The sequence below is a fragment of the Bifidobacterium sp. wkB344 genome, assembly GCF_003688305.1.
Lineage (GTDB): Bacteria > Actinomycetota > Actinomycetes > Actinomycetales > Bifidobacteriaceae > Bombiscardovia > Bombiscardovia mizhiensis.
In genome coordinates, this window is the sequence record NZ_NPOQ01000016.1 from 289,890 (window position 1) to 315,904 (window position 26,015).

General features: G+C 63.9%; 18 protein-coding genes. 3 read left to right on the forward strand and 15 right to left on the reverse strand.

The window, feature by feature from the left end:
* Window positions 1-460: 460 nt before the first annotated feature.
* A complete protein-coding gene (locus tag CI601_RS05860; RefSeq protein ID WP_259465344.1) occupies window positions 461-3,787 on the reverse strand; it encodes an InlB B-repeat-containing protein in 3,327 nt (1,108 codons plus the stop codon).
* Between the two features lie 417 nt (window positions 3,788-4,204).
* A complete protein-coding gene (locus CI601_RS05865) occupies window positions 4,205-5,080 on the reverse strand; it encodes an undecaprenyl-diphosphate phosphatase (RefSeq protein WP_121914664.1) in 876 nt (291 codons plus the stop codon).
* 145 nt (window positions 5,081-5,225) lie between these two features.
* Here CI601_RS05865 and CI601_RS05870 point away from each other — a divergent pair, with 145 nt between their 5' ends.
* Entirely contained in the window at window positions 5,226-6,020 is a 795-nt protein-coding gene (locus tag CI601_RS05870) for a fructosamine kinase family protein (protein WP_121914820.1), read from the forward strand.
* 10 nt (window positions 6,021-6,030) lie between these two features.
* On the opposite strand, the gene dnaJ is transcribed toward CI601_RS05870, so the two are convergent.
* Together dnaJ and hrcA are read right to left on the reverse strand one after the other, a co-directional pair.
* The gene (gene dnaJ / locus CI601_RS05875; RefSeq protein ID WP_024628052.1) at window positions 6,031-7,167 is read right to left on the reverse strand and encodes a molecular chaperone DnaJ; all 1,137 of its coding nucleotides are present in this window, start codon (window positions 7,165-7,167) and stop codon (window positions 6,031-6,033) included.
* An 84-nt stretch (window positions 7,168-7,251) separates the two neighbouring features.
* The gene (gene hrcA, locus CI601_RS05880; protein WP_121914665.1) at window positions 7,252-8,325 is read right to left on the reverse strand and encodes a heat-inducible transcriptional repressor HrcA; all 1,074 of its coding nucleotides are present in this window, start codon (window positions 8,323-8,325) and stop codon (window positions 7,252-7,254) included.
* 184 nt (window positions 8,326-8,509) lie between these two features.
* On the opposite strand from hrcA, the gene tkt reads away from it, so the two are divergent.
* Window positions 8,510-10,612 (forward strand): transketolase, encoded by a 2,103-nt coding sequence (tkt, locus tag CI601_RS05885; protein ID WP_121914666.1) that lies wholly within the window; start codon window positions 8,510-8,512, stop codon window positions 10,610-10,612.
* A gap of 156 nt (window positions 10,613-10,768) precedes the next feature.
* The gene (gene tal / locus CI601_RS05890; RefSeq protein ID WP_024628055.1) at window positions 10,769-11,878 is read left to right on the forward strand and encodes a transaldolase; all 1,110 of its coding nucleotides are present in this window, start codon (window positions 10,769-10,771) and stop codon (window positions 11,876-11,878) included.
* Window positions 11,879-11,986: 108 nt separating this feature from the next.
* Here the strand turns inward: tal and hemH are convergent, their stop codons facing one another.
* The 11 genes from hemH to uvrA form a co-directional block, all read right to left on the reverse strand.
* Window positions 11,987-12,910: a ferrochelatase gene (gene hemH, locus CI601_RS05895; protein WP_121914667.1), complete on the reverse strand. Its 924-nt coding sequence runs from the start codon at window positions 12,908-12,910 to the stop codon at window positions 11,987-11,989.
* Window positions 12,903-14,249: an MFS transporter gene (locus CI601_RS05900; RefSeq protein WP_259465339.1), complete on the reverse strand. Its 1,347-nt coding sequence runs from the start codon at window positions 14,247-14,249 to the stop codon at window positions 12,903-12,905. The genes hemH and CI601_RS05900 overlap by 8 nt, the downstream gene beginning before the upstream one ends.
* Before the next feature lie 55 nt (window positions 14,250-14,304).
* Window positions 14,305-15,063 carry a hydrogen peroxide-dependent heme synthase gene (gene hemQ / locus CI601_RS05905; RefSeq protein ID WP_024628058.1) on the reverse strand — a complete coding sequence of 253 codons (759 nt, stop codon included), beginning with the start codon at window positions 15,061-15,063 and terminating at the stop codon, window positions 14,305-14,307.
* Window positions 15,064-15,295: 232 nt separating this feature from the next.
* On the reverse strand, window positions 15,296-15,544 hold the full coding sequence (gene secG, locus CI601_RS05910; RefSeq protein ID WP_101432389.1) for a preprotein translocase subunit SecG: 249 nt from the start codon (window positions 15,542-15,544) through the stop codon (window positions 15,296-15,298).
* Window positions 15,545-15,604: 60 nt separating this feature from the next.
* Window positions 15,605-16,387, reverse strand: a complete 783-nt coding sequence (tpiA, locus tag CI601_RS05915; protein ID WP_121914669.1) for a triose-phosphate isomerase — start codon at window positions 16,385-16,387, stop codon at window positions 15,605-15,607.
* A 90-nt stretch (window positions 16,388-16,477) separates the two neighbouring features.
* On the reverse strand, window positions 16,478-17,674 hold the full coding sequence (locus CI601_RS05920; RefSeq protein ID WP_024628061.1) for a phosphoglycerate kinase: 1,197 nt from the start codon (window positions 17,672-17,674) through the stop codon (window positions 16,478-16,480).
* A gap of 79 nt (window positions 17,675-17,753) precedes the next feature.
* Complete coding sequence (whiA, locus tag CI601_RS05925; protein WP_024628062.1) at window positions 17,754-18,713, reverse strand: DNA-binding protein WhiA; 960 nt, start codon at window positions 18,711-18,713, stop codon at window positions 17,754-17,756.
* Window positions 18,714-18,833: 120 nt separating this feature from the next.
* Complete coding sequence (gene rapZ, locus CI601_RS05930; protein WP_121914670.1) at window positions 18,834-19,727, reverse strand: RNase adapter RapZ; 894 nt, start codon at window positions 19,725-19,727, stop codon at window positions 18,834-18,836.
* A 2-nt stretch (window positions 19,728-19,729) separates the two neighbouring features.
* Entirely contained in the window at window positions 19,730-20,689 is a 960-nt protein-coding gene (locus CI601_RS05935) for a shikimate dehydrogenase (protein WP_121914821.1), read from the reverse strand.
* 61 nt (window positions 20,690-20,750) lie between these two features.
* On the reverse strand, window positions 20,751-23,051 hold the full coding sequence (gene uvrC, locus CI601_RS05940) for an excinuclease ABC subunit UvrC (protein ID WP_121914671.1): 2,301 nt from the start codon (window positions 23,049-23,051) through the stop codon (window positions 20,751-20,753).
* The gene (gene uvrA, locus CI601_RS05945; RefSeq protein ID WP_121914822.1) at window positions 23,048-25,969 is read right to left on the reverse strand and encodes an excinuclease ABC subunit UvrA; all 2,922 of its coding nucleotides are present in this window, start codon (window positions 25,967-25,969) and stop codon (window positions 23,048-23,050) included. The genes uvrC and uvrA overlap by 4 nt, the downstream gene beginning before the upstream one ends.
* Between the last annotated feature and the right edge of the window lie 46 nt (window positions 25,970-26,015).

Here is a 26,015-nt window from a genome sequence, read left to right on the forward strand (position 1 = left end):
GAGCCGTTTCTCACCAATCCTGCAGAACAGGAAGAGGCAAGATGATCGGTAATCATAGGGAACTAAGTAATTCAGAAGCGGGGCATCAGTACCTGTATGGTTCCTAGGGCAAGATGCAAGAACAATGTGAGTCTGGTCACGTGTTTTGGTGTCGGGTGGATCTGAAAGCGACTTTGCCAAAGATATTGAACTGGCTTATGTGGGGTACATAATGGAATGAGTAAACAGCGGCCAGGCTGGCTGTGGGGTTCTGCCCATGGCCGGCCTGGCCGTGTTTCCCTCTCTCCCAGGCTGCGGCGGGGGCGTGCATGCCTGCCCTCGGCTTCCGCCTGCAGAAGTGTGGTGGGGGCGCGGGAGGGAGTGTCGGCTCTCTTGGGGTGTGAGCCGTAAGTGACACGTTCCTCCCTGCTCCCCCTATGTGGGCCGGGGGCGGGGGGATTGATACGCCGCCCGGCCGCTCTTACCCGAGCGAAGCATGTGTCAGCCTGTGCTGTTCCCTACGGTGGCGGCGTGATGCGAGAACCCCGCCCATGCCGGTCATGCCGGTGGCCAGGGCGAGCAGGATGCCTTCCCCGCCTGCTCTTGGGAGCACGCCTGCTGGCAGGTACGTGTACCTGAGGGAGGTGTCCGGTGTTTGGGCTGTGCCGCCCAGCGTGTAGTCGACGCTGACCGTGACGGTGCCCGGCTGGTGTGCGGGCGTGAGCACGCTGACGCTGCTGCCGTCGCCGCGCGTCAATCCTGATACGGCAGTCTGGTCGAATCTGACGCCGGTGATCACCAGCTGCAGATTGAACGACACCGGCACAGGAACAAGACTCTGAGCTTTACTGTTATTCTCACCTGTGGGGATGCTGTCGTTGCCGAGCTGGCCATAGGCGTTCCATCCCCAGGCGTAGGCGTTCCCGTCGCTGCCCACGGCCAAAGTATGTTCACTTCCGGCGCTGACCTGTGCGGCTTGCAGTCCTTGGTTCTTGTCGGTGGGGTTGGCGGGGTTGCGCACGCGCGCAGGAACAGACGAATTCGCATAGCTGCCGCTGCTGTTGTTGCCGAGCTGGCCATTGTAGTTGTCTCCCCATGCCCAGGCGTTGCCGTCGCTGCCCACGGCCAGCGAATGCCAGTATCCGGCGCTGACCTGCAGGTAGGTGAAGTCCTTGGGCAGGTCCGGGTAGGTCTTGCTGTCGGGCGTCTTCACCCTGACCGGCGTATACCGGTTGGTGGTCGTCCCGTCGCCGAGCCGGCCCCGGTTGTTGTCTCCCCAGGCGTAGGCGTTGCCGTCGCTGCCCAGGGCCAGGGAATGAGTGCTTCCGGCGCTGACCTGCAGGTAGGTGAAGTCCTTGGGCAGGTCCGGGTAGGTCTTGCTGTCGGGCGTCTTCACCCTGACCGGCGCAGACCGGATGCTGGTTGTCCCGTCGCCGAGCTGCCCATACTGGTTGTAACCCCAGGTGTAAACGTTGCCGTCGCTGCCCAGGGCCAGGGAATGAGTGCTTCCGGCGCTGACCTGCAGGTAGGTGAAGTCCTTGGGCAGGTCCGGGTAGGTCTTGCTGTCGGGCGTCTTCACCCTGACCGGCGTATACCGGTTGGTGGTCGTCCCGTTGCCGAGCTTGCCATTGCCGTTGTCTCCCCAGGCGTAAACGTTGCCGTCGCTGCCCAGGGCCAGCGAATGCAAGGCTCCGGCGCTGACCTGCAGGTAGGTGAAATCCTCCGGCAGGTCCGGGTACGTGCTGCGGTCGGGCGTCTTCACCCTGACCGGCGCATGCCGCTCGGTGGTTGTCCCGTTGCCAAGCTGGCCATGGTCGTTGTTTCCCCAGGCGTAAACGTTGCCGTCGCTGCCCAGTGCCAGCGAATGATCGCCCCCGGCGCTGACCTGCAGGTAGGTGAAATCCTCCGGCAGGTCCGGGTACGTCTTCCGGTCGGGCTTCCTCACCATGACCGGCGCATGCTTGTCGTCTCTCGTCCCGTCGCCGAGCTGGTCGTAGTAGTTGTTTCCCCAGGCGTAGGCGTTCCCGTCGCTGCCCACAGCCAAGGAAAAATGACTGAAAGCATTATCACCGTTTTTTGATCCGCTGACTTGGTTGAATCTGATGCCCCGGCTGGCGTTGTCGGGCGGGGTGATGGTGGTGGATTCCCTGCCCAGCTGGCTGCCCTTGTCGGGGCTGATGCTCCACGTGTTGTTCCGGCTTGCCGGCGTCCACTTGGCGGTCAGGGTCAGATCCTTGTGGACGGGCTTGCTGAAATCGTAGGCGACCTCGCCTATGAACCATCCGTCGAACAGGAAGCCTTGGCGCGCAGGGTCGGGGGATGGCCGCTTCACCCTGCCGTTTGGGGTGGAGACAGTCTGGTCTGCTGGTTCGGGTTTTCCGCCGCCCGTGTTGAATCGGACCGTGGGCGTGGATCTTGGTTTGGCGTCTCGTGTCAGCGGCTGGTCGACCGTGTACGTAAGGCTCTGGGTGAAGGGCTGGCCGTCCTGCCTGCCGGTGATGAGGATGGCGGCTGGTCCCGGCTTGTGGGCGGGTATATCCGCCTGCCAGGAGCCGTTGTTCTTGCTGAGTTTGAGCGGCTGGCCGTCCATGCTGGCTGATTCCAGGCTGGGCGCCTGGGTGGTGCTGAGCCTGGCTGGCCTGCCAGGCTGGGCCTGCCCGCCCAGGTTCCACATGAATATGCTGCCCTGCCTGCTGATGGCGGTGATCCTGCTGTCTGCCTTGATGGCCTGCAAGTACTGCTGGCTCCCGTCGTCCGCACGTGTGGGTGCTTCGCCGGGCTTCCAGGCCCAGACCCGGCCTTTCGAGTCTATAAGAGTTGCTTGCATAGCGTTACTGCTGATGGCCGTGATGGCAGAATGGTCGGGCAAGACCAGTGGTTCTGGTTGGGTTTGCTCGTTTTCCAGATAGCTGGTCTGGCCTGTTGAGTCCAGAAGCATAGAGCCGTGATCCATGGCTGATATCTGAACAATTCGGCTGGCAAGCTTGACGGGTTGGATCTGATCGGTGTCAATGGCTTCCGGCTTCCAGATCCAGACTTGGCCCTTGCTGTCCAAGGCGAGCAGACAGTCAGCATTGCCAGCAGCCGTGACTGCTAATGCCTGCCTCGGCAAACTTATGGCCTTTCCTGTTGGCTCGTCCTTACTGGTCCATGTGTGGATACGACCATCCTGATCCACTGCCATGAGGTGATCGGCGGCCACGGCAATGCTGGTGTAGGTCGTGGAGTCTGTGTCGAGCAGGGCCGGAGTCTCCCCGACTTTGCTCCAGATGTAGATACGGTGGTCACTGCTCAAGGCTGCGTAGCTGTTATCGCCAACGACTCCAGTTGTGAATCGCACCTCGCCAGACGTATCTCGAGGTGATGGCACCTGAACAGGCGTCTTATCGTTCGTTGTCCAGGTGTATAGGCGCCCATCGCCAGTCACGCCGATCAGCTTGCCGTCATGGGCTTCCAGCGTGCTGAACGATGGGGAATCTGCGCTTGGCGGTGTGATGGTGATGCCAGTGCCGCCGGAAGCCGGACCATGGTCGGGGCTGAGCGCCCAATCAGTCAACGGGGTCCACTTGGCCTTCAAGGTGATGTCCCTGGTGACCGGGGTGCGGAAGTCCATCATTGCTTCATGCTCCGACCAGCCGTCAAACCGGTAGCCGTCACACTTCGGATTATCAGCAGGAGGTGACGCCAAGGAGCCATCCTGTACAGTTACACGTTCCCCTTTGCTTCCATTGGCAGGATCGAATACGACCGTGTGAGAATCAGCAGCAGACTGGGTCCCAGCAGCTGAATAAGAGCTGGATGGCGAGATTCCGAGGGGTTGGGAAGAGCCTGTTGGGGTTTGAACAGGTGATGAGGAAACAGATGAAGTGGTCAGCGACGAGGAAGAAGGGAGGTTGGTAGGTTGTAGATCGCTCAGGGAACCGTTATCTGCCTGAGCGGTATAGCGACCCCCCCCCCCTGTTGACATCTGAGCCGGAGGCGAAGACGGTGCCGGTGGCCATGCCGGTCAGCAGCAGGGGTATCAGCACCAATGCTGACATGAGCGACCGCAGGCCAAACCTATGCGTACGAGAATCGGCAGACGTCGACGACGAAACCACAACAAACCTCCCCAAAGGATTCAAAACGCTTGGCTTACCCAGTCCCCCGCAACCATGGGCAGCACATGAGCAAATCCTATCACGGGGCCATGTGAGCGTCGAATCCCCCGGCAGTTCACTCTAGCTCAGCTGGCCGCCACGCCGCCTACTGCGGGCAGGGCGCCGACCATGAGCATGATGGCTACGAAGATGGCCAGGCCGATCCGGTAGATGACGAATCCCCGGTAGGAGAAGCGCGAGACGATCTTCAAAAAGGCGATGATGACGATGTATCCCAGCAGGAAGCTGACCACGGTGGCGCAGATGGTGGCCCCCCAGCCAGGGAAGGCGGCGTCCGCATTGATGTTCTTCACGGACTTGACCGTCTCTAGGATGCCGGCGCCGAAGACGGCGGGGATGGCCATGAGGAAGCTGACACGGGTGGCGGACTCGCGGGTGTAGCCCAGGGCGCGGCCGAAGGTCATGGTGCCGCCCGAGCGGGATACGCCGGGGATCAGGGCCAGCATCTGCCCGATGCCGAAGAGCAGGGCGTCCCGGGCGCTCATCTGGCGGATCTCCTTGTTCTGGCGGCCGTGGCGGTCGAAGTAGTCCAGCAGCAGGCCGAAGACGATCAGCACCACCACGGTGATCCAGAGGTTGCGCAGCTTGGTCTCGATTATCTTCTGGAAGAGCAGTCCCGCCACCACGATGGGCAGGGTTCCCAGAATGATGTACCAGCCCAGGGCTGCGTCATGGTCCTTGGAGCCCATCCGCTCACGCAAGGAGGAGCCGTCCTTGCCGGCCAGGCAGCGGAACCAGTGGGTCAGTATGCGGGCAATGTCATGCCGGAAGTAGAGCAGGACCGCCAGCTCGGTGCCGAATTGGATGATGGCTGTGAAGGCCGCGCCCGGGTCCTGGCCCAGCAGGCCGCCCACGATGCGGATATGGGCGCTGGATGAGACGGGGAAATACTCCGTCAGGGCCTGCACCAGGCCGAACAGAATGGCTTCGAAGAAATTCATGGACCCCTCTTGCTATGTCGGACAACAATGGCAAGCATAGCCACCGCGCAGGGCAGGCAGAGCCAAGGGCCGGGCATGTCTCGCAGAATGCCCACAATGGGTCTTGTCGGAATCGACGACTCGACGATTAGGGGTGTGGATCATCATGGCCAAGACCTACAGAAAATCCAGGGGCGGGGCCCCGGCGGGATTCTTCGAGTGCGAGGGACGCGGGCTTAAATGGCTGGGCCAGGCTCAGGCGCAGGGCGGTCCCCGGGTGGTGGACGTCTACGACTGGGGTCCGGACTACCTGGACATCGAGGAGGTGACCTCCGCCTCCCCCACGCCTGGTGCCGCCTACCGTTTCGGCGCCCAGCTGGCCCACATGCATGATGCCGGGGCCGACCACTTCGGCTCCGCGCCCGAGGGCTACACGGGCACCTGCTACTTCGGACCCCTGCAGGATCCGCTGCCTATGGACGTGGGCGACTGGGACGACCCGGCCACCTACTGGGCCGAGGGACGGCTGAAGCCCATGGTGGGCATGGCCATGGATCGGCGGGCTCTGAACCGCGATGACATGAGGATGACCGAAGAGGTGATCCAGGCCCTGCCGCAGCTGCTGGGCGCGGCTGCCAATGACAAGCCCGCCCGTGTCCACGGGGACCTGTGGAGCGGGAACGTCATGTGGACCAGGAATGACGGGAACACCCAGGCCGTCCTGATCGACCCTGCGGCCCACGGCGGCCACCGCGAGGAGGACCTGGCCATGCTGCAGCTGTTTGGCATCCCCTACCTGGGGCAGATTCTGGACGGTTACCAGAGCGTGCATCCCCTGGCGGCCGGCTACCAGAACCGGACCACGCTCTGGCAGCTCTACGCCATCGCCGGGCACTGCGCTTTCTTCGGCGGCGGCTATGTGAGCGAGTACCGATCCATGTGCCGGTCGCTGCTGGGCTGACTCAGCCGCCTCAGCTGAAGATGTCCTTGAGCTTGCCGAAGATCCCTTTGCGGCCCCCGACTCCGGCAGGCTTGGCGCTCTGCGGGACCTGCTTGGCTTCGGAGTCGTGGCTGTTGGCGAAGTCCTCAATCAGGCGGCGCTGATCGTCGTCCAGCTTGGTGGGAATCTGGACCAGCACGTGGACGATGATGTCGCCGCGCTCCTCCCGGTTGCCCAGCCTGGTGACGCCCAGACCCTTGATGGTGATCTCCTGGTCGGGCTGGCAGCCGGCGGGAATATCCACCTGGCGCTGGCCGTCGAAGGTCTCCAGGTCAACCTGATGGCCCAGCACGGCCCAGGTCATGGGCACGGCAATCCAGCAGTGCAGGTCCTGGCCGCTGCGGGTGTAGTGCTTGTCGGGCTTGATGGTGATATCCACATACAGGTCGCCTGCTGCGCCGCCGCCCTCGCCCACCTCGCCCTGGGAGGCCAGCCGCAGCCGGGAGCCGTCAGCCACGCCTGCTGGCACGTTGACGCCCACCTCGCGACGGGTGCGCACACGGCCGTGGCCGTTGCAGACCGGGCAGGGATGCTCGATGATGGTGCCGTGGCCCTCGCACCGCTCGCAGGGTGCCTGGCTCATCATCTGCCCCAACAGGGTCCGCACAACCTTCTGGGCATAGCCTTTGCCGTTGCAGACCGGGCAGGTCACCGGGGAGGTTCCCTTCTGGGCTCCCGAGCCGCCGCACTCCTGGCAGAGGCCGTAGGTGCTGATGGGGGTGCGGACCACGCCGCCGAAGATGGCGGTCTTCATGTCCACGGAGACCTGGGCCAGGGCGTCCCGGCCGGGCTGGGTGCGCGGAATGGGCCCCTGGGTGGTGCCCCCGAAGCCGCCGCCGAAGAACTGGTTGAAGACGTCGCCCATGTCGAAGGGGCCGCCTCCCTGGGAGGCCTGGGGATCGTTGGGATCCACGCCCGCGTCGTACATGCGCCGCTTCTCGGGATCGGAGAGCACCTCGTAGGCGCTGTTGACCTCCTTGAACTTGTCCTCGTATTCAGGCCCGGCGATGTCCGGGTGGTACTTGCGGCTCATCTTGCGATAGGCACGCTTGATGTCCTGATCGCTCGCGCCGCGCTCGACTCCCAAAACCTCGTAGTAATCTGCCACCGATCATCCTTTTCGTTTGATGCCCTCTCGACCCATAGTTGCATGGGCCCACGATACCTATGACTTATGCGTTTGCCTTGACGGTCACGGCTCCCCGTCACCTGCCAGGAAACCGGTCAGATAGGAGGCCACGGCACGAACCGCGCTCATGGTCGCCGGATAGTCCATATGGGTCGGGCCGATGGAGCCCACGAAGGCCACGGGCTCGTCGGCTTCGGAGCCGTCGTTCTGCCTGGACCGGGCATGGCCGTATCCGCTGGTGACCACTGAGGCGTGGGCCAGCTCAGGGGTCCGGGTCTCGGTGCCGATGGCCACGCTGACCCCGTTGCTCTCGCGTGAAAGCTCGCTCTGGGCCCGCATGAGCCGCATGAGCACCACCTGCTCCTCCAGGGCGTCCAGCAGTGAGCCCAGATCCCCCAGGGAGACGGCCTGGCTGTGGGTCAGCTGGGAGGTGCCGGCCATGTAGAGGCCGCTGGTCTGCTCCCGGGTGGCCATCTCGTCGAAGACCGTGGCCACCAGGCGCAGCATGGACTTGTCGCGCCCCTCGGTAAGGGATTCAGCCAGCATGCGGCAGCGGTCGGCGGCACGGTCCAGGGGCAGGTCCTGGCACTGTCGGTTGATCTGATCGGACAGGTCCGCCAGGGCGTTCGGGTCCTCCTGCAGGGGCCCGTGCAGGGTGCGCTGGACCACCCGGCCGGTGTCGGTGATGACCACCATAAGTATGGTCCCCCGGCTCAGTCCTATAAGCTCGGCCCGTCGAAGGTTGGAGCTGGCCAGGGAGGGTGAGGCCACCACGGCGATCTGCCCGGTGATCTGGGCCAGAAGCTGGGCGGCATGCTGCAGGGTGTCCTCCAGGTTGACCGACCCGGACAGAAAAGCGTTGATCCCCCGGCGCTGGGCGGCGGACAGTGGCACGATGGTGGCCAGCCTGTCGACGAAGTAACGGTAGCCCTTCTGGGTGGGGATGCGGCCGGCCGAGGTGTGGGGCTGGACCAGGTAGCCCTCGCTCTCCAGGGCCGCCATGTCGTTGCGCACGGTGGCGGAGCTGACTCCAAGCTGATGATTTCTGGTGAGCGAACCCGACCCTACCGGTTCGCGAGAACGAATATAGTCCTCGACGACCGCGCGCAGCACCAGCATGCGTCTGGTATTAGGCAATGTCGCTCCTTCCGTCATGGTTTCATTATTAGCACTCGGGCCATGAGAGTGCCAAAACGTCGCGCGAAGAGCCGAATTGTGTCGTCTCAAACCGATACGATGGAAGCGCAATGTGAAGGTAATCGAACATTTTCGACACAAGTCGAACATGAAGACCTCTAGATTGGAAGGAAAGCAGCACCATATGACAGATTTCACATGGTCCGAACTCGATGAGCGGGCTGTCAAGATGGCCAAGGTCCTCTCGGCCGACGCGGTCGAGAAGGCTGGAAGCGGTCACCCCGGCTCCCCTATTTCGCTGGCGCCCATCGCTTACGCGCTCTACCAGCACTTCATCCGTCACGACCCCAACGACCCCGACTGGGTTGGGCGTGATCGGTTCATTCTTTCCGGCGGCCACGCTTCGCTGACCCAGTACGTGCAGCTCTACTTCTCCGGGTATGGACTGACCCTGGACGACCTCAAGCGCTTCCGCACCGCCGGCACCAGGACCCCCGGCCACCCCGAGTACGGCCTGACCCCCGGCATCGAGATGACCACCGGCCCGCTGGGTCAGGGTCTGGCCTCGGCTGTGGGCTTCGCCTATGGTCAGCGCTACGAGCGCGGCCTGCTGGATCCGGATGCACCCGAGGGGCAGTCCCCCTTCGACCATAAGGTCTGGGTCATCTGCGGCGAGGGCGACGTCGAAGAGGGCGTCTCCTCCGAGGCCAGCTCCCTGGCCGGCGACCAGCGCCTGGGCAACCTGACCGTCATCTTCGATGCCAACCACATCCAGATCGAGGGCGATACCCGCATCTCCCTGGGCGAGGACATCCTTAAGCGCTACCAGGCCTACGGCTGGTACACCGATGAGTTCAGCTTCATTCAGCCCGACGGCTCCTACAAGGAGGACGTCGAGGGACTGGCTGCCGTACTGGAGAAGGCCGAGCAGGTCACCGACCGGCCCAAGTTCATCAAGGTGGACACCCTGATGGCCTGGCCCACCCCCGGCAAGACCAACGATCCTTCAGCCCACGGCTCCGCCCTGGGCGCCGAGGCCGTCGCCGGTCTGAAGAAGACCCTGGGCTACGACCCTGAGCAGAGCTTCCAGATTGACGAGGAGGCCCTGGCCCACGCACGCGAGGTTGCCCAGCGTGGTCTGGCCGCCCACAAGGACTGGGACGAGAAGTACCAGGCCTGGCGCAAGGCCAACCCCGACAAGGCCGACCTCTACGACCGCATCCATGCCGGCAAGCTGCCCGAGGGCTTCGACAAGGCCCTGGACGACCTGGAGGCTGGCTTCGAGCCCGGCTCCAAGGTGGCCACCCGCAAGGCCTCCGGCGCGGTCATCAACGCCCTGGCCCCCATCATGCCCGAGCTCTGGGGCGGATCCGCCGATCTGGGTGGCTCCAACAACACCAACATCAACGGTGCCGTCTCCTTCGCCCCCGAGGCCGACGAGACCGTCCAGTGGCCCAAGGCCAGCAAGTACGGCCGCCAGCTGCACTTCGGCGTGCGCGAGTTCGGCATGGGCGCCATCACCAACGGCATCCTGCTGGGTTCGGACACCAGGCCCTACAACGGGACCTTCTTCCAGTTCAGCGACTATGAGCGCCCCTCGGTGCGTCTGGCCGCCCTGATGGACATCCCCAACCTGTATGTGTGGACCCACGACTCCGTGGCCCTGGGCGAGGATGGCCCCACCCACCAGCCCATCGAGCACCTGACCGCCATGCGCGCCATCCCCCAGATGGAGGTTGTGCGCCCGGCCGACCAGTACGAGACCGCTGAGGCCTACCGCGCCTTCTTCGAGAAGGACAACACCCACCCCACGGCCATGATCCTGACCAGGCAGGGCGTGCCCACCCTGGATGAGACCAAGGCCAAGGCCCGTGAAGGCGTTCGCAAGGGCGCCTACGTGCTGGTCGACACCGAGGGCCAGCCGGATGTGCTGATCATGGCCACCGGCTCCGAGGTGCAGCACGCTGTGGCCGCGTCCAAGACCCTGGCTGAGCAGGGCGTCAAGGCCCGCGTCATCTCCGTGCCTTCGCTGGAGTGGTTCGAGGAGCAGGACGACGACTACAAGGAAGCCGTTCTGCCCGCCTCTGTCAAGGCCCGTGTCTCCGTTGAGGCCGGACTGGCCACGCCCTGGTACAAGTACCTGGGCAGCTATGGCAAGCCCGTCTCCATCGAGCAGTTCGGCCTGCAGGGCAGCGGCGACGAAAACATGCGCGACCTGGGCGTCACCGCCGATCATGTGGTCGAAGCAGCACAGGCCTCCCTGGAGGAAGTCCGTCGGGCACGCTGAACCCGGCATCCATGACAAATCGGGGGCCGTCCGCGACGCCGGCCCCCTCCCCTGCAGGCACGCCCGAAACGCGGGCCTGCGGGAATACAGCAACAGACTTCCCGGTAGTGCATAGTGAATGTGATTCCATCGGGAACCCAAATAAGGAGTGACAAGATGGCAGAAAATGCAAACACCCAGCGCACCAGTGATTCAGGTGTCTCGATCTGGTTGGACGATCTGAGCCGCACCCGCATCGAGTCGGGCAATCTGCAGCAGCTCATCGCCGAGCGCAATGTGGTGGGCGTGACCACCAACCCCTCGATTTTCCAGAAGGCCCTGAGCCAGGTGGGCCCCTATGACGAACAGCTCAAGCAGCTGGGCCGCATCCCCGTCGAGGAGGCCGTCCGCGAGCTGACCACCACCGACGTGCGCAACGCCACCGACATCTTCCGTGAGGTTGCCGAGAAGACCGACTATGTGGATGGACGCGTTTCCATCGAGGTCGATCCTCGTCTGGCCCACAACACCGAAGAGACCGAGAAGCAGGCCGAAGAGCTCTGGAACAAGGTCGATCGGCCCAACGCTTTCATCAAGATTCCTGCCACCCTGGAGGGCCTGCCCGCCATCACCGCCACCCTGGCCAAGGGCATCTCGGTCAACGTGACGCTGATCTTCTCCCTGGAGCGCTACCAGCAGGTCATCGACGCCTTCATTGAGGGCATCGCCCAGGCCGACAAGAACGGCAAGGACCTGAAGCACATCGGTTCGGTCGCCTCCTTCTTCGTCTCCCGCGTGGACACTGCGGTTGACAAGCTGCTGGAGGCCAACGGCTCTGACGAAGCCAAGTCCCTGGAGGGCAAGGCTGCTGTGGCCAACGCCCGCCTGGCCTACGAACTCTTCGAGAAGGCCTTCGACAAGGATCCTCGCTGGGCCGATCTGGAAGCCAAGGGCGCCAAGCGTCAGCGTCCGCTCTGGGCCTCCACCGGCACCAAGAACGCCGCCTACTCCGACTGCAAGTACGTGGACGAGCTGGTGGCCCCTGACGTGGTCAACACCATGCCTGAGAAGACCCTTGAGGCCCTGGCCGCTCACGGCAACGGCGCCCCCTCCATCGAGGGCACCTACGAGGAGAGCCACCAGATCATGCAGAAGCTGGCAGACCTGGGCATCAACATCAAGGACGTGACCGACAAGCTGGAGGCCGATGGCGTCGCCGCCTTCATCAACTCCTGGGATTCGGTCCTCTCCGACGTGCAGAAGGGCATCGACCGCGTCAACGGCTGAGCGCCTGACTGGCAGTCGCTGACTGACAGTCGCAGCTATTAAACATTGTGCCCCGTCCGGTTTGAACCGGACGGGGCACAATTGATATCAGTTACTCGTTGGTATCGGTTACTCTGCCTTGGTCTCCTCGACCACCTCTTGCAGGGTGGCGATCAGGGCGGGGCTGTCGTTGGGCATGTTCAGCCTGGTCAGAGTGCCGCCGGCTGATTCGATGGCCTTGGCCAGCTCCTGATCGACGTCGTAGCAGATCTCCAGGTTGTCGGCGATGAAGCCGATGGAGGCGGAGACGATGGTCTTCATGCCGCTCTTGGTGATCAGATCCTTGGCCACGGTGACGAAATCAGGTCCGATCCAGGGCTCCTGGGTGCGACCTGCCGACTGCCAGGCCAGCACGTACTGGTCCTCCTTGAGACCAGCGGCCTGAGCCACGGCATTGGACAGACCGATGACCTCATCCTTGTAGGGGTCTCCTCCCTGGATGATGCGCAGGGGCAGGGAGTGGGCGCTGAAGATCACCTTGGTGTCCGGCCGGTCGGTCAGCTCCTTCTTGGCCACCAACTGATCGCTCCAGAAGTGGATCAGCTCCTGGTGGTTCCACCAGGACCGCACAGGCAGGTATTCCATGCCCGGATGGGCCTCGACGGCCTGGCGGGCGCGGTTGTGGTAGTCCTCGCTTGAATATGAGGAGTACTGCGGGGCCAGGGGCAAGCCAATGATCTTGGTGATGCCATCGGCGGCAATCTGGTCGACCGCATCCTTGATGAAGGGGGCGATGTACTTCAGGCCCTCGTAGACCTTGTAGGCACCGGGATGAGCCTTGTCCAGCGCAGCCTGGAGACCGTCGCGCTGGGCCGTGGTGATCCTGGCTAGGGGCGAGGGCAGGCCGATGGCCTTGTAGCGGCCGACCAGCTGGTCCATGAGCGGCTTTGGCGGCTCCTGCCCATGGCGGATATTGGTGTAGTACCCCTTGATGTCGGACTCCTGGTAGGGGGTGCCGTAAGCCATGAGGAGGACAGCTGTAGGTTCAGTCATTAGCAACTTCTTTCTGTGAAAATGGAATGCAGTATGTCAGGCCGATATTGACCAGGGCTATGACGATGACCACCAGGAACATGTTCCTGTAGGAGGCCAGCCCGGCCTTTCCGCCCACCTTGCCCAGTTCAATGGCCGAGGCGAAGAGCAGGGGGGCGATGGTGGTGCCGATCTTCTTGCAGGCTGACAGCCCGCCGATGGCCTGCATACGGTTCTCGGGCCCGGCCAGCCTTCCGGCTATGACCTGGAGCGGCGAGGACATCATGGAGCCCATGCCCACCCCCATCAGGAAGGACAGGACCATGAAGAGCTGCAGGTTGTGCAGGGTCAGGGTGATCACCAGGGCCATCAGGCCTATCAGCGACGATGAAAAAACGAGCGTGGTCCGATAGCCGAACTTGTCGACCAGGAGCCCGCCCAGCCAGGATCCGACCACGGAGCCCAGCCCAACGCCAACCATGACCATGCCGGCCGAGCGGACCGGAAGCCCGAAGACGGAGTGAACATAGGTTGGAATGTAGACGAAGAGAGAGAAGAACATGCCTCCCAGCGTCCCCAGCAGCAGCGTCAGCCCGTAGGAGGGCAGCTTCAGGAGGCGGATGGGCAGGAAAGGCATGGTGTCCTTGGCGTCGCCCAGGTTGCGCTCATGCACCAGAAAGACCGCGCCGGCCACCACTGCGACCAGGAGGCATCCGATGATCAGGGCCAGGTAGGTGGTTCCGTACTGGAGGAAGGTGATGGCCACCATCAGCAGGGCCAGAGCGATGCTGAAGGAGCCCAGACCCAGGTAGTCGGTCTTCCAAGCGCGGTCGGTCTGGGAGTCGCCCATCATGAACCAGGCCAGGATGAACAAGATGGCCAGGAAGGGCAGCATCATGAAGTAGTAGGCCCGCCATCCGTGGGTGATGCCCAGGAGCATGCCAGACAGGACCGGGCTGACCATGGCGGAAAGACCGGCGATGATGCCCACCGTGGAGACCTTCCTGCCCTGGTTGTTCCTGCGGGCGCGCTGCAGAAGAACGTTCATGGACAGGACCATGATGCCGCTGTCTCCCAGGGACTGGATGAACCGGCCCAGCAGCATGACCGCATAGTTGGGCGAGACCGCCGTCATCAGACATCCAAGGAACCAGAAGGCCAGCTCCCAGAGGAAGACCTTCCTGGTCCCGTGGGCGTCGGAGAGGTTGGAGGTGATGGGGGTGCCCACTACCAAGCCCAGGGTGTAGAGTCCGACCACCCAGGAGGAGCCCATGGTGGTCAGGCCGAAGGTCCGAGTGATGGACGGCAGCATGGTCGGCACCGCTCCCCCATCCAGCTGGGTGATGAAAACGATGACCATGAAGAACCATATGGGCGTGGAAAGGATCGATCTTCTCTCTCTTGTCGACATGGTGTTACTGTCCCATCTGGTCGGTGAGCAGCCTGTCGATGCGCTCAGGATCGGTCTTGGTGCCCACCAGGAAGTAGGGGAATTCGCCGTAGATGGAGCTAGCTTCGATGTAGCGCATCTCGGTGACGATCTTCTTGAATTGGACGGGGTCGTCGGCGAACAGGGTGACGCCCCACTCGTAGTCGTCCAGGCCGATGGAGCCTGTCAGGATGATGGAGACCTTGCCGGCGTAGGAGCGGCCGATCTTGCCGTGGTCATGCATGTAGGCCTTGCGCTGGTCGTAGGGCAGCGTGTACCAGTTGGCTCCGGGGACGCGGGTCTTCGACATGGGATAGAAGCAGATGTAGGGCTTGTCGGGGGTCTTGGGATGCAGGCTGGCGTTGACGTAGGACCAGCCACGGTCCGTGGTCGGCTCGCCCGAGTAGAGGCCCACCTCGGTGACCGACACATAGGAGATGGTCGGCTCCAGGTAATCGGATAGCCGCAGCTTCTCCAGGGAAGTCTCGACCTCCTGCAGCTGGTCCAGGGTCTCCCTGAGGACCATCAGGCCCAGGTCGGCCTTTTGCCCGTTGACCTGGCACCAGTAGTGGCTTCCCTCGCCCTGGGACTGGACCGCGTCCAGCTGTGCGGCCAGGGCCTTGAACTCATCCAGGCATTCCTGGCGTTCGCCCTGCGGCACTCGGCGCCACTTGGCCCAATCGATTTTCCAGAAGAGGTGAAGACAAAACCAGCCCTCCAGGCTCGGTGCAGCTTGCTCAGCCATGAGCACTTCCTTTCGCTTGCTTAGCTTGCACGACATCGTGTGATGCGCCGCTCGTCGGGCACACCATTCTCTACTCTATCCGTCAGGCGGCTGAATCGTTGGATTATCGGTGCATTGTGAATGACATATTCTGGTAATAGTCAAGGACTAGGAGCCCGCACTAAAGTCGTCCAGATATGCAAAAACCCCGGTCAATGCCGGGGTCAAATATTTTAGGTATTGTCTGATGGAATCAGGCCAGCTTGTACTTGGTAATGAGATCCAAGGCAATGATGATGGCCACCCAGATCAGGGCCACGATGATGGTCAGCCGGTTCAGGTTCTTCTCGGCTGCACCTGAGGTGCCAGCGTTGGAGCCGATTCCGCCGCCGAACATATCGGACAGGCCGCCGCCCTTGCCCTTGTGCAGCAGAATCAGCATGGTCAGCAGTATGCTGGCGAGGATCACAACGACTTCGAGCACAATCTTGACAATGGTCACGGCACATACCTCCATGTAAGGAACTTGGAACAAGTATACAGATACCCGGGGAAAAACGCATCAACCCTTGGCAGCCAGTCGCACGATCCGCGCGAACTCCTCCACATCCAGGGAGGCACCGCCCACCAGAAAGCCGTCCACGTCCGGCTGGGTGATCATCTGGGAGGCGTTCTTGGAGGTGACCGAGCCGCCGTAGAGGATGCGCACGGCTTGGCCGGCAGGCTCTCCGAACTTGCCTGAGATGTGGTCGCGGATGGCCCGGGCGGCCTGCTGGGCGGTGTCCGGGGTGGCCACCATGCCGGTGCCGATGGCCCAGACCGGTTCGTAGGCCACAATCAGGTTGTCCATGTCCTCCTTGGCCAGGTCCCGGGTGACGTCGTTGACCTGGCCCACGGCGAAGTCCAGCTGGATGCCCTGGCGGCGCTCCTCGTAGCTCTCCCCCACGCAGAGGATGGGCTTCATGCCCGCAGCCAGGACGGCACGGACCTGGTCGACGATGTTGGCATCGTCCTCGGGATGGTACTTGCGTCGCTCGGAGTGGCCCACGATGACGTAGCTGCAGCCCAGCTGGGCCAGCATGTCGGCGGACACATCCCCGGTGAAGGCTCCCTGGGCGGTGACGGAGACAGCCTGGGCCCCATACTCGATGGGCAGGTTGTCGGCCTCCACCAGCACCTGGACGGAGCGCAGGGCGGTAAAGGCGGGCATCAGCGCCACCTGGCAGCGCCTGCGGTCGAAGTGGGCGTCGCGCAGGAGCCAGGCCAGCTTCTGCACGAAATAGGTGGCTTCCAGGTGGTCGAAGTTCATCTTCCAATTACCGGCCACCAGGGGAATGCGTGCCATACCAGACCTTTCCATCCGCGCGACAACAGCAATGCCGGGCCGCCGGATGCGAAACCCGGTGACCCGGCATTGCCCGTCTGTCTGCCGATTTTACTCCAGCACCTTCAGACCCGGAAGCTCCTTGCCCTCAAGGAACTCCAGCGAGGCGCCGCCGCCGGTGGAGATGTGCGAGAAGCCATCCTCGGGGAAGCCCAGGTTACGCACGGCCGAGGCGGAGTCGCCGCCGCCGACGATGGTGAAGGCTCCGGCCTTGGTGGCGTCGACCAGGCCCTGGGCCACAGCCCGGGTGCCATCGGCGAATGCCGGGAACTCGAAGACGCCCATGGGTCCGTTCCAGACCACGGTCTTGGAGTCCACGATTTTGTCGTGGAAGAGCTTCTGGGAGTCGGGACCGATGTCCAGACCCATCTTGTCTGCGGGGATGCCGTCGGCAGGGACCACCTGATGAGGCGAATCCGCCTTGAACTCGTCAGCCACCACGATGTCGGTGGGCAGAACCAGCTCCACGCCCTTCTCGCGGGCAGTGGCCATGTAGCCCTTGACGGTATCGACCTGATCCTCCTCCAGCAGGGAGGAGCCGACCTCGTAGCCCTCGGCCTTGAGGAAGGTGAAGACCATGCCGCCGCCGATGACCAGACGGTCGGCCTTGCTGAGCAGGTTCTCGATGACACCCAGCTTGTCGGAGACCTTGGAGCCGCCCAGGACCACAGTGAAGGGCCGCTCGGGGTTCTCGGTCGCCTTGGACAGGGCCTTGACCTCCTTCTCGACCAGCAGGCCTGCTGCGGAGGGCAGGAACTTGGCCACGGAGTAGTTGGAGCCCTGGGCACGGTGGACCACGCCGAAGCCATCGGAGACGAAGACATCGCCCAGGTCGGCGATCTTGCGGGCGTAGGCATCGCGCTCGGCTTCGTCCTTGCTGGTCTCCTCGGGGTTGTAGCGCACGTTCTGCAGCAGGACCACGTCGCCGTCGTTCATGGCGGCCACCTTGGCATGGGCATCGGGACCATAGGTGTCCTCGGCCAGTGGAACCTGCACGCCCAGCAGCTCGCCCAGACGAGCGGCCACGGGGGCCAGGCTCAGCTCGGGAACGACCTTGCCCTTGGGGCGACCCAGGTGGGCCATGAGGATGACCTTGGCGCCCTGACCACGAAGCTGCTCGATGGTTGGCAGGGCGGCGCGGATGCGGCCGTCGTCCGTAATGGTGGTGCCGTCCAGCGGCACGTTGAAGTCCGCGCGGACGAGCACGCGCTTGCCCTTGAGATCACCGAGGCTCTTCAGTGTTTTCATGCGTATCCTTTCTGACTGCGGGTCCATGCGCCCGCTCCCCTGCCATGGTACTCAGGCAGACCGACCTGTGTGAGATATCTCACTCTTGTTTTGCCTGTTCCTCGGCCCTCTTCTTTTCGACCTTGGTGGCCAGCTGCAGCAGACGGCGGATGCGTCCGGCGATGGCATCCTTGGTGACCGGCGGATCGGCCAGACGGCCCAGCTCTTCGAGGGAGGCCTCCCTGTGGTCCAGACGAAGCTGGCCGGCTGCACGCAGGTTCTCGGGGATGTCGTCGCCCAGAATCTGGAAGGCCTTGGTGACCTTGGCGCTGGCCTCGACGGCGGCCTTGGCCGAGCGGCGCATATTGGCATCGTCGAAGTTGGCCAGACGGTTGGCCTTGCCGCGGGATTCCCCGTCGCTGCGCTTGCCGGTCCACTCACGGGAGGACTTGGGGGCGCCCATCAGGTTGAGCATGCGTTCGATGACGTCCGGGTCACGCAGGGTGACGCGCTCGGAGCTGCGCACCTGGCGGGCCTTGGCGTTGATGCCCAGACGGCGGGCGGCGCCCACCAGGGCCAGAGCGGCCTCGGATCCGGGGCAGACGATCTCCAGGTAGGAGGCCTTGCCCGGGTCGGACAGCTCGCCATGGGCCAGGAAGGCTCCTCGCCATGCGGCCTTGACCTGGGCGATGTTGCCGGAGACGATGTCGGCGGGAAGACCACGAACCGGATGCTTGCGGCGGTCCAGCAGACCGGTCTGCAGGGCCAGGGCACCGCCTGCCCGCAGCACGCGAACCGAGTAGCGGGTCAGGTTGCCGGTGGGGGCCTGACGCTTGACCTGGATCAGATCGGAATCATGGCCATAGACGTCCCTGATGGTGTTCTGCAACCACTGCGCTGCCGGCAGGGAGTCGAATTGTGCTTCCACCACAATGTGACGCTGAATGATGTGCAGACCGCCGCCGAAGCGGATCATGGCCGCCGATTGTGCTTTCTTGGCAGAGGGGGGTTCGTTGTCAATCGCGGCCAGCTCGCTTTTGACATCATCAAGTAGGGCCAAGAGCCGTCCTCCTACGAAAAAATACTGAAAAATGAATACTTCTTGGCCGCGCGACACACCTGCCGTGCCGACCACCGGATTACTGTGATACCGAATATCTTGGACAAATTGCGCCTTTGGCTATCCGCGGGGACGGTGCGGCAGCTCGCGGGCCGAGACGGTCACCTCCATTCCCCGGGACCGCAGACGGGCGGCCAGAGCGTCGGCCATGGCCACCGAGCGGTGCTGTCCACCGGTGCAGCCAAAGGCGATGGTTACATAGTGCTTGTCCTCGCGTGCATAGCCGCTGAGCGCGGTCAAGATGGCGGTGGTGTAGGCATCCAGGAACTCCTTGGCGCCCTTGCTGGCCATCACATAGTCGCGGACCGGGCCGTCATGGCCGTTCAGATCGCGTAGCTCGGGAACCCAGTAAGGGTTGGGCAGGAAGCGCACGTCGGCTACGAAGTCGGCGTCGATAGGCAGACCGTACTTGAATCCGAAGCTCATGATGTGCACGCCCACGGTGGTCGGGCCGGAGCCCAGGACCATTTCGTAGAGGCGGGTGGACAGCTGATGGATGCTCAGGTTGGAGGTGTCGATGACCATGTCGGCGCGCTCCTTGAGCCCGCTCAGCAGGCGGCGCTCCTCCTGGATGCCGTCGATCAGACGGCCGGAGCCCTGCAGGGGGTGGGGTCGGCGGACGGACTCATAGCGCTTGACCAGCACCTGGTCGGAGGCATCCAAAAAGAGGATGCGGCAGCGTACTCCCAGGTCGTCCAGGTGGCTGAGCACGGCCGACAGGTCGTCGAAGTAGGAGCGGGACCGGACGTCGATGACGGCGGCCAGGCGGTGCAGGGAGCTTCCGGCCGAGGTCATCATGTCGACCAGGGGCACCAGCAGGCGCGGGGGCATGTTGTCGACCACATACCAGCCCATATCCTCCATGGAGTCGGCGGCGCGGGAGCGGCCTGCGCCGGACATGCCTGTGATAAGCAGTACCTCAAAGCCTGCGAAGGGCGGTTTTTCCGTCGTCATCGTCATGCCTCCCTCAAGGCTCGATCCATGGCGGCCACCGGAACAGCGGCCAAGGGTCGACCGGTCATCAGCGCCACCTGGCGCACGGCTTGATAGAGCAGCATTCGTTCGCCACTGATGGCCCGTGCGCCCGGCCGGCGGCGGAAAGCCTTCATGAGCGGAGTGGGCCGGGGGTCATAGACTACATCCAGCAAGACTGGGCCCAAGCGCCCGTCGTCATCAGCTGTACTGAACAGATCGGCCAGGGGGTCAGCTGCACCCGAAGGCAGGGTGGAGACGACAATATCGGCCCTGGTCAGGGCCCTTTCGGCTGCCTCTGCCTGGTCCATGGCGGTGACGGTTGGCTCAGGCAGACCCAGCCGGGAGGCAAGGTCCAGCATGTGGTCACAGTGCTCCGGGTTGCGGGCCAGCAGGTCCACACGCTCGATCCCCAGCACCTTCAAGGCACAGAAGGCGGACTCGGCGGTGTTCCCGTTGCCGATGACCAGGGCTCTCGCTCCCCCATACGGTTGGTCGGGAAGCCGGTCCTGCCGTCCCTGACCGGCTGCCTCCAGCAGGGCCGCCAGATCGTCAGGATCTTCGTCAGCCCGGCAACGGTCGGCAGCCTCCAGCAGGGCCGCCACGATTCCCTCCACGTCGGTGTTGTACAAGGACAAGCCCTTGGCTGGGCCGCCCTGTGCAAAGACCGCTGTGTTGGCCACTCCCAAAGTCTTAGACCAGCAGTCACAAAAATCTCCCAAGGGGCCAACAGCACTCTTCAAGGGCATGGTCAGGCTGAGACCGGCCCAGGAAGGGTCAAGGCCGTGGATAAAGTCCACCAGACCGTCAGCGTCCATGCGCACACGGTCATAGCGCCAGCCGTCCAGACCCAGCGCGGCATAGGCTGACCTATGCAAGAGGGGTGAAAGGGAATGGCTGATGGGGTCGCCCAGGACGGCACAACGACGATCAGATCCATTCATATCTGCAATCACGCACCAATCAAGATCAGGGCATGGCCTTCTGCCAGCCTTCTGAGCCATTTTATCGCTGGCTGTCCCCGGTCTGATCCTGGTCACTGTGGAGGGCCTGATAGATGGCCTCGGCCTTGGCTGAGCCGATGCCCTTGACGGCCTCCAGCTCCTCCTGGGAGGCCTGGCGCATGCGCTTGACCGACCCAAAATGATTGAGCAGTTTCTTCTGATAGGCGGGGCCGATGCCCGGAATCTCGTCCAGGGCCGACCGGAGGGCACCCTTGCGCCGGGTCTGCCGGTGGTAGGTGATGGCGAACCGGTGGGATTCGTCGCGCACCCGCTGCAGCAGGTACATGCCTTCGGACTGGCGCTTGAGGATGATGGGATAGTCGTCGTCAGGCACCCAGACCTCCTCCAGGCGCTTGGCCAACCCGCACAGGGCCACATCGTCCACACCACAGTCGTGCAGGGCCCGGGCAGCAGCGGTCACCTGGGGTTTGCCGCCATCGACCACGACCAGGTTGGGCTTGTAGGCGAAGTGGCGGGCGGCGGTGTTCTGCTGGACGATGGCTCCCTCCTCCTGCTCCACCAATTCGGGTGCCTTGTCGCTGGCCTTTCGCTCGGCCTCCATGCTGTCGCCGCTATCGCCGGCAATGTTGCCGTGGCGGAAGCGCCGGGTCAGGGTCTCGTAGATGGCGCTCATATCGTCCACAGCGCCCTTGCCGTCCTCACCGCGGATGGCGAACCGACGGTACTCGGACTTCTTGGGGACGGCATCCTCGAAGACCACCATGGAGGCCACCTGGAACTGGCCGCCGACGGTGTTGGAGATGTCGTAGCACTCGATGCGCAGCGGGGCGCGATCCAGCCCGAGGGCCTTGGCCACGTCGTTCATGGCCTGGGTGCGGGTGCCCATGTCGCTCATGCGGCTGAGCTTGCTGCGCTGGAGGGCCTGGCGGGCGTTGGCGTTGGCCCGGTCCATCAGGGACTTCTTCTCCCCTCGGCTGGCCACACGGATGGTCACTGCGGACCCGCGCAGCTCCCGCAACCACTCCTGCAGGTCACCGGTCCGATCCGGCTGGATGGGGACAATGACCTCGGGAGGCACCGGCGAGATGGGGGCCAGCAGGTCGGCACGTCCGGTCTGGTCCTGATGGCGGTGCCGGCTCCTGGTGGCCTTGGCCCGGGCCTCGGCATCCAGGGCTGTGACCTTCTGGGTGGAGCCCATGGCATCCCGGTCCTGGCTGATGGCGACAGGGGTATCCGACTCTCCGGGCAGCTTATGCAGCTCGCTGTCGTTCTCATTCATCAGGTCCGAGTAGACCTGCACCAGCAAGTCGCTGATCAGCTCGCTGTCGGAGACGTCCTCGACCCGCTCCACACTCCAGTTGCGTTCGCCGCGGATGGCTCCTGGGCGCACGAAGAAGGCGTGAACCGAGGCCTCCAGTTCGTCCGAGGCCACGCCAAAGACGTCCACATCCACGTTGGAGGCGAAGGCCACGGCATTCTGCTCGATGACCGTGTCCAGCATGGCGATCTGGTCGCGCAGGCGGGCGGCCTTCTCGAAGTCCAGATCCTCGCTGGCCTTCTGCATGCTTCTGGTCAGCCCGGCCCGGTAGCTCTTGCCCAGCCTGCCGGTGATGACCCCGGTCAGCTCCGTACACAGACGACGGTGGTCGCTGGCGCTGATCCGACCCACACAGGGGGCCGAGCACTTGCCGATGGAGGCCAGCAGGCAGGGACGGCCGCTGAGCTTGGCCTTGCGGAAGACGCCGGGGGTGCAGGTACGCACCGGGTAGGTCTTGAGCAGGGCGTCCAGGGTGTGCTTCATGTCCCAGACCTTGGCGTAGGGGCCGAAGTAACGGGTGTCGTGCCGTTTGCGCACGCGGGTCATCCATACCCGGGGGAACTCCTCCCCCACGGATACAGCCAGGTAGGGGTAGGTCTTGTCGTCCCGCAGCTTGACGTTGAAGCGGGGATCGAACTCCTTGATCCAGGTGTATTCCAGGGTCAGGGACTCCAGGTCGGTGCCCACAACGGTCCACTCCAGGCTCCGGGCCGTCAGGACCATGGTCTGGGTGCGCGGGTGCAGGTTTTCCAGGGGCTGGAAGTAGTTGGTCAGACGGTTGCGCAGGTTCTTGGCCTTGCCCACATAGATGACCCGGCCGTCGCCGTCCCGCCACTTGTAGACACCCGGCTGAGTGGGAATGTCCGAGGTCTTGGGACGGAAGAGGTCACGGCTGTCGCCCAGCAGGGGTGCGCCGTTCTTGTTGACGCCGGTCGTGGTGCCGGTGGCGGACTCCTCCTCCAGGGCTTGGGCGGTGCGTCGCCATACCTGCGGCGTATGCCGCTCGAAGCAGCTACGGGTCATGATCGGGTGGCCTTGGCTACCTTGGCGGGATCCAGCATGGGCTTCAAGTACTTGCCGGTCCAGCTGTTCGGATTGGCGGCAACCTGCTCGGGGGTGCCCTGGGCCACCACGGTGCCGCCGCCGTCGCCGCCCTCGGGTCCCAGGTCGATGATCCAGTCGGCGGTCTTGATCACATCCAAGTTGTGTTCGATGACGATGACCGTGTTGCCCTTGTCGACCAGGCCGTGCAGGACCTTGAGCAGCTTGCGGACATCCTCGAAGTGCAGGCCCGTGGTGGGCTCGTCAAGGATGTAGACGGTCTTGCCGTCGGAGCGCCGCTGCAACTCGGTGGCCAGCTTGACCCGCTGGGACTCGCCTCCGGACAGGGTGGGCGCCGGCTGGCCCAGGCGGATGTAGCCCAGGCCCACGTCCACCAGGGTGTCCAGGTAGCGGGCGATGGAGGGATAGGCCTTGAAGAAGTGGGCGGCCTCCTCGATGGGCATGTCCAGCACGTCCGAGACGGTCTTGCCGTTGTAGGTGACCTCAAGGGTCTCCCTGTTGTAGCGCTTGCCATGGCAGGTCTCGCACTGCACGTAGACGTCGGGCAGGAAGTTCATCTCGATCTTGATGGTTCCGTCACCGTGGCAGGTCTCGCAGCGGCCACCCTTGACGTTGAAGGAGAAACGGCCTGGCCCGTAGCCGCGCACCTGGGCCTCGGGGGTCTTGGCGAAAAGCTGGCGGATCTTGTCCCAGACGCCGGTGTAGGTGGCCGGGTTGGAGCGCGGGGTGCGGCCGATGGGGTTCTGGTCCACGTGGATGACCTTGCGCACCTGATCCACGCCCTCAACCCGGGTGTGCTTGCCGGGCACGATGCGGGCGTTGTTGAGCTGGTCGGCCAGCACCGGATAGAGGATGGAGTTGACCAGGGTGGACTTGCCGGAGCCGGAGACGCCGGTGACCAGGGTCATGACCCCCAACGGGAAGGAGACCTTGAGGTTCTTCAGGTTGTTCTCGCGTGCCCCCACCACGGTCAGCTGGCGGGTCCGGTTGGTCTTGCGGCGGCGCTTGGGCACCTCGATGGAACGGCGTCCGGCGATGTAGTCGGCGGTGATGGAGCGGGAGGCCTTGACCAGGTCCTGCGAGCGCCCGGAGAAGATGACCTCCCCGCCATGCTCGCCGGCCCCCGGTCCGATATCGACCAGCCAGTCGGCCTGGCGGATGGTGTCCTCGTCGTGTTCGACCACGATCAGGGTGTTGCCCAGGTCGCGCAGCCGCTGCAGGGTCTTGATCAGCCGGTCGTTGTCCCGCTGGTGCAGGCCGATGGAGGGTTCGTCCAGCACGTACATGACGCCCACCAGGCCCGAGCCGATCTGGGTGGCCAGACGAATGCGCTGGGCCTCGCCGCCGGAGAGGGTGGCTGCCGCCCGGGACAGGGTCAGGTAGTTCAGGCCCACGTCGTTGAGGAAGCGCAGGCGGGCGCGAATCTCCTTGAGAACTTCCCCGGCGATCTTGGCCTGGGCGCCCTCCATGTGCAGGCCCTCTATCCACTTCAGGCTGGCAGACACGGCCATGTCACAGACCTGGGCGATGGACAGGCCGTCCACGGTCACGGCCAGAACCTCGGGCTTCAGGCGCTTGCCCTGGCAGACCTGGCAGGGCACCTCGCGCATGTAGGACTCGTAGTACTGCTTCATGGGCTGCGAGTCGGTCTCGTCGTGGCGACGCATCAGGGTGCGGACCACGCCCTCGAACCCGGTGGTGTACTCGCGCAGGCGGCCCCAGCGGTTCCGGTAGGAGACGTCCACCTTGAAGTCATGCCCGTACATGACGGCGTGACGGACTTCCTCGGGCAGGTCCTTCCAGGGGGTCGAGGTGGAGAAGCCCATCTCCTTGGCCAGGCCGTCCAGCAGGTGGCCATAGAAGCGCTGCTGGCTCTTGGTGCCGCTCCATGGCTCCACGGCCCCGTCCTTGAGGCTCTTATCCGGGTCTGGCACCACCAGCTCGGGATCGATCTCCAGGTTGAATCCCAGGCCGGTGCAGGCCGGGCAGGCTCCGTAGGGGGCGTTGAAGGAGAAGGTCCGGGGCTCGATCTCGTCCAGCTCCAGCTCATGGCCGTTGGGGCAGGACCGCTTCTCGGAGAAAGGCTGACGACGCTCGGGGTCCTTGGCATCCAGATCCACGAAGTCGGCAACTACAGTGCCCTTGGCCAGTCGCAGGGCGGTCTCCACGGAGTCGGTCAGCCGCTGGCGCATGCCCTCGCGAATGACCAGCCGGTCCACCACCACCTCGATGGTGTGCTTCTTCTGCTTGGTCAGCTTGATGGAGTCGGACAGCTGGTGCATGTCCCCGTCGATGATGGCCCGGGAGTAGCCGTCGGAGCGCAGGAGCTCAAGCGTCTCGACGAACTCGCCCTTGCGGCCCTTGACAATGGGAGCCAGTAGCTGGAAGCGGGTCCCCTCGGGCCTGGACATGAGGGTGTCGACGATCTGCTGCGGCGACTGGGCGCGTACCTCGGCCCCGCAGACCGGGCAGTGGGGAATGCCGGTCCTGGCGAAGAGCAGGCGCAGGTAGTCGTAGACCTCGGTGATGGTGCCCACGGTGGACCGGGGGTTGCGGTTGGTGGTCTTCTGGTCGATGGAGACGGCAGGGCTCAGGCCCTCGATGAAGTCCACGTCGGGCTTGTCCATCTGACCCAGGAACTGGCGGGCATAGGCGGAGAGGGACTCCACGTAGCGGCGCTGACCCTCGGCGAAGAGGGTGTCGAAGGCCAGGGAGGACTTGCCGGAGCCTGACAGGCCGGTGAAGACCACCATCCGGTTGCGGGGTATGGACAGGTTGACGTTCTTGAGGTTGTGGGCCCGGGCGCCCTGGATGACGATCTTGCGGTCATTGGGCACCATGGACAGGTCCGCCACCAGGGACCCCTTGGATTCGATCATGCGCGGGTTTTCGATGGCCGCGTCCACTGTCGACTTAGGCTTGTTC

Bases quoted from the DNA above. Each gene is read 5' to 3' on its own strand.
- rapZ (WP_121914670.1), bottom strand. From the start codon at position 19,727: ATGACGACGGAAAAACCGCCCTTCGCAGGCTTTGAGGTACTGCTTATC.
- CI601_RS05920 (WP_024628061.1), bottom strand. From the start codon at position 17,674: ATGAAAACACTGAAGAGCCTCGGTGATCTCAAGGGCAAGCGCGTGCTC.
- uvrA (WP_121914822.1), bottom strand. From the start codon at position 25,969: ATGATCGAATCCAAGGGGTCCCTGGTGGCGGACCTGTCCATGGTGCCC.
- hemQ (WP_024628058.1), bottom strand. From the start codon at position 15,063: ATGGCTGAGCAAGCTGCACCGAGCCTGGAGGGCTGGTTTTGTCTTCAC.
- hemH (WP_121914667.1), bottom strand. From the start codon at position 12,910: ATGACTGAACCTACAGCTGTCCTCCTCATGGCTTACGGCACCCCCTAC.
- tkt (WP_121914666.1), top strand. From the start codon at position 8,510: ATGACAGATTTCACATGGTCCGAACTCGATGAGCGGGCTGTCAAGATG.
- tal (WP_024628055.1), top strand. From the start codon at position 10,769: ATGGCAGAAAATGCAAACACCCAGCGCACCAGTGATTCAGGTGTCTCG.
- uvrC (WP_121914671.1), bottom strand. From the start codon at position 23,051: ATGACCCGTAGCTGCTTCGAGCGGCATACGCCGCAGGTATGGCGACGC.
- CI601_RS05870 (WP_121914820.1), top strand. From the start codon at position 5,226: ATGGCCAAGACCTACAGAAAATCCAGGGGCGGGGCCCCGGCGGGATTC.
- CI601_RS05865 (WP_121914664.1), bottom strand. From the start codon at position 5,080: ATGAATTTCTTCGAAGCCATTCTGTTCGGCCTGGTGCAGGCCCTGACG.
- tpiA (WP_121914669.1), bottom strand. From the start codon at position 16,387: ATGGCACGCATTCCCCTGGTGGCCGGTAATTGGAAGATGAACTTCGAC.
- CI601_RS05935 (WP_121914821.1), bottom strand. From the start codon at position 20,689: ATGAATGGATCTGATCGTCGTTGTGCCGTCCTGGGCGACCCCATCAGC.
- CI601_RS05900 (WP_259465339.1), bottom strand. From the start codon at position 14,249: ATGGTCATCGTTTTCATCACCCAGCTGGATGGGGGAGCGGTGCCGACC.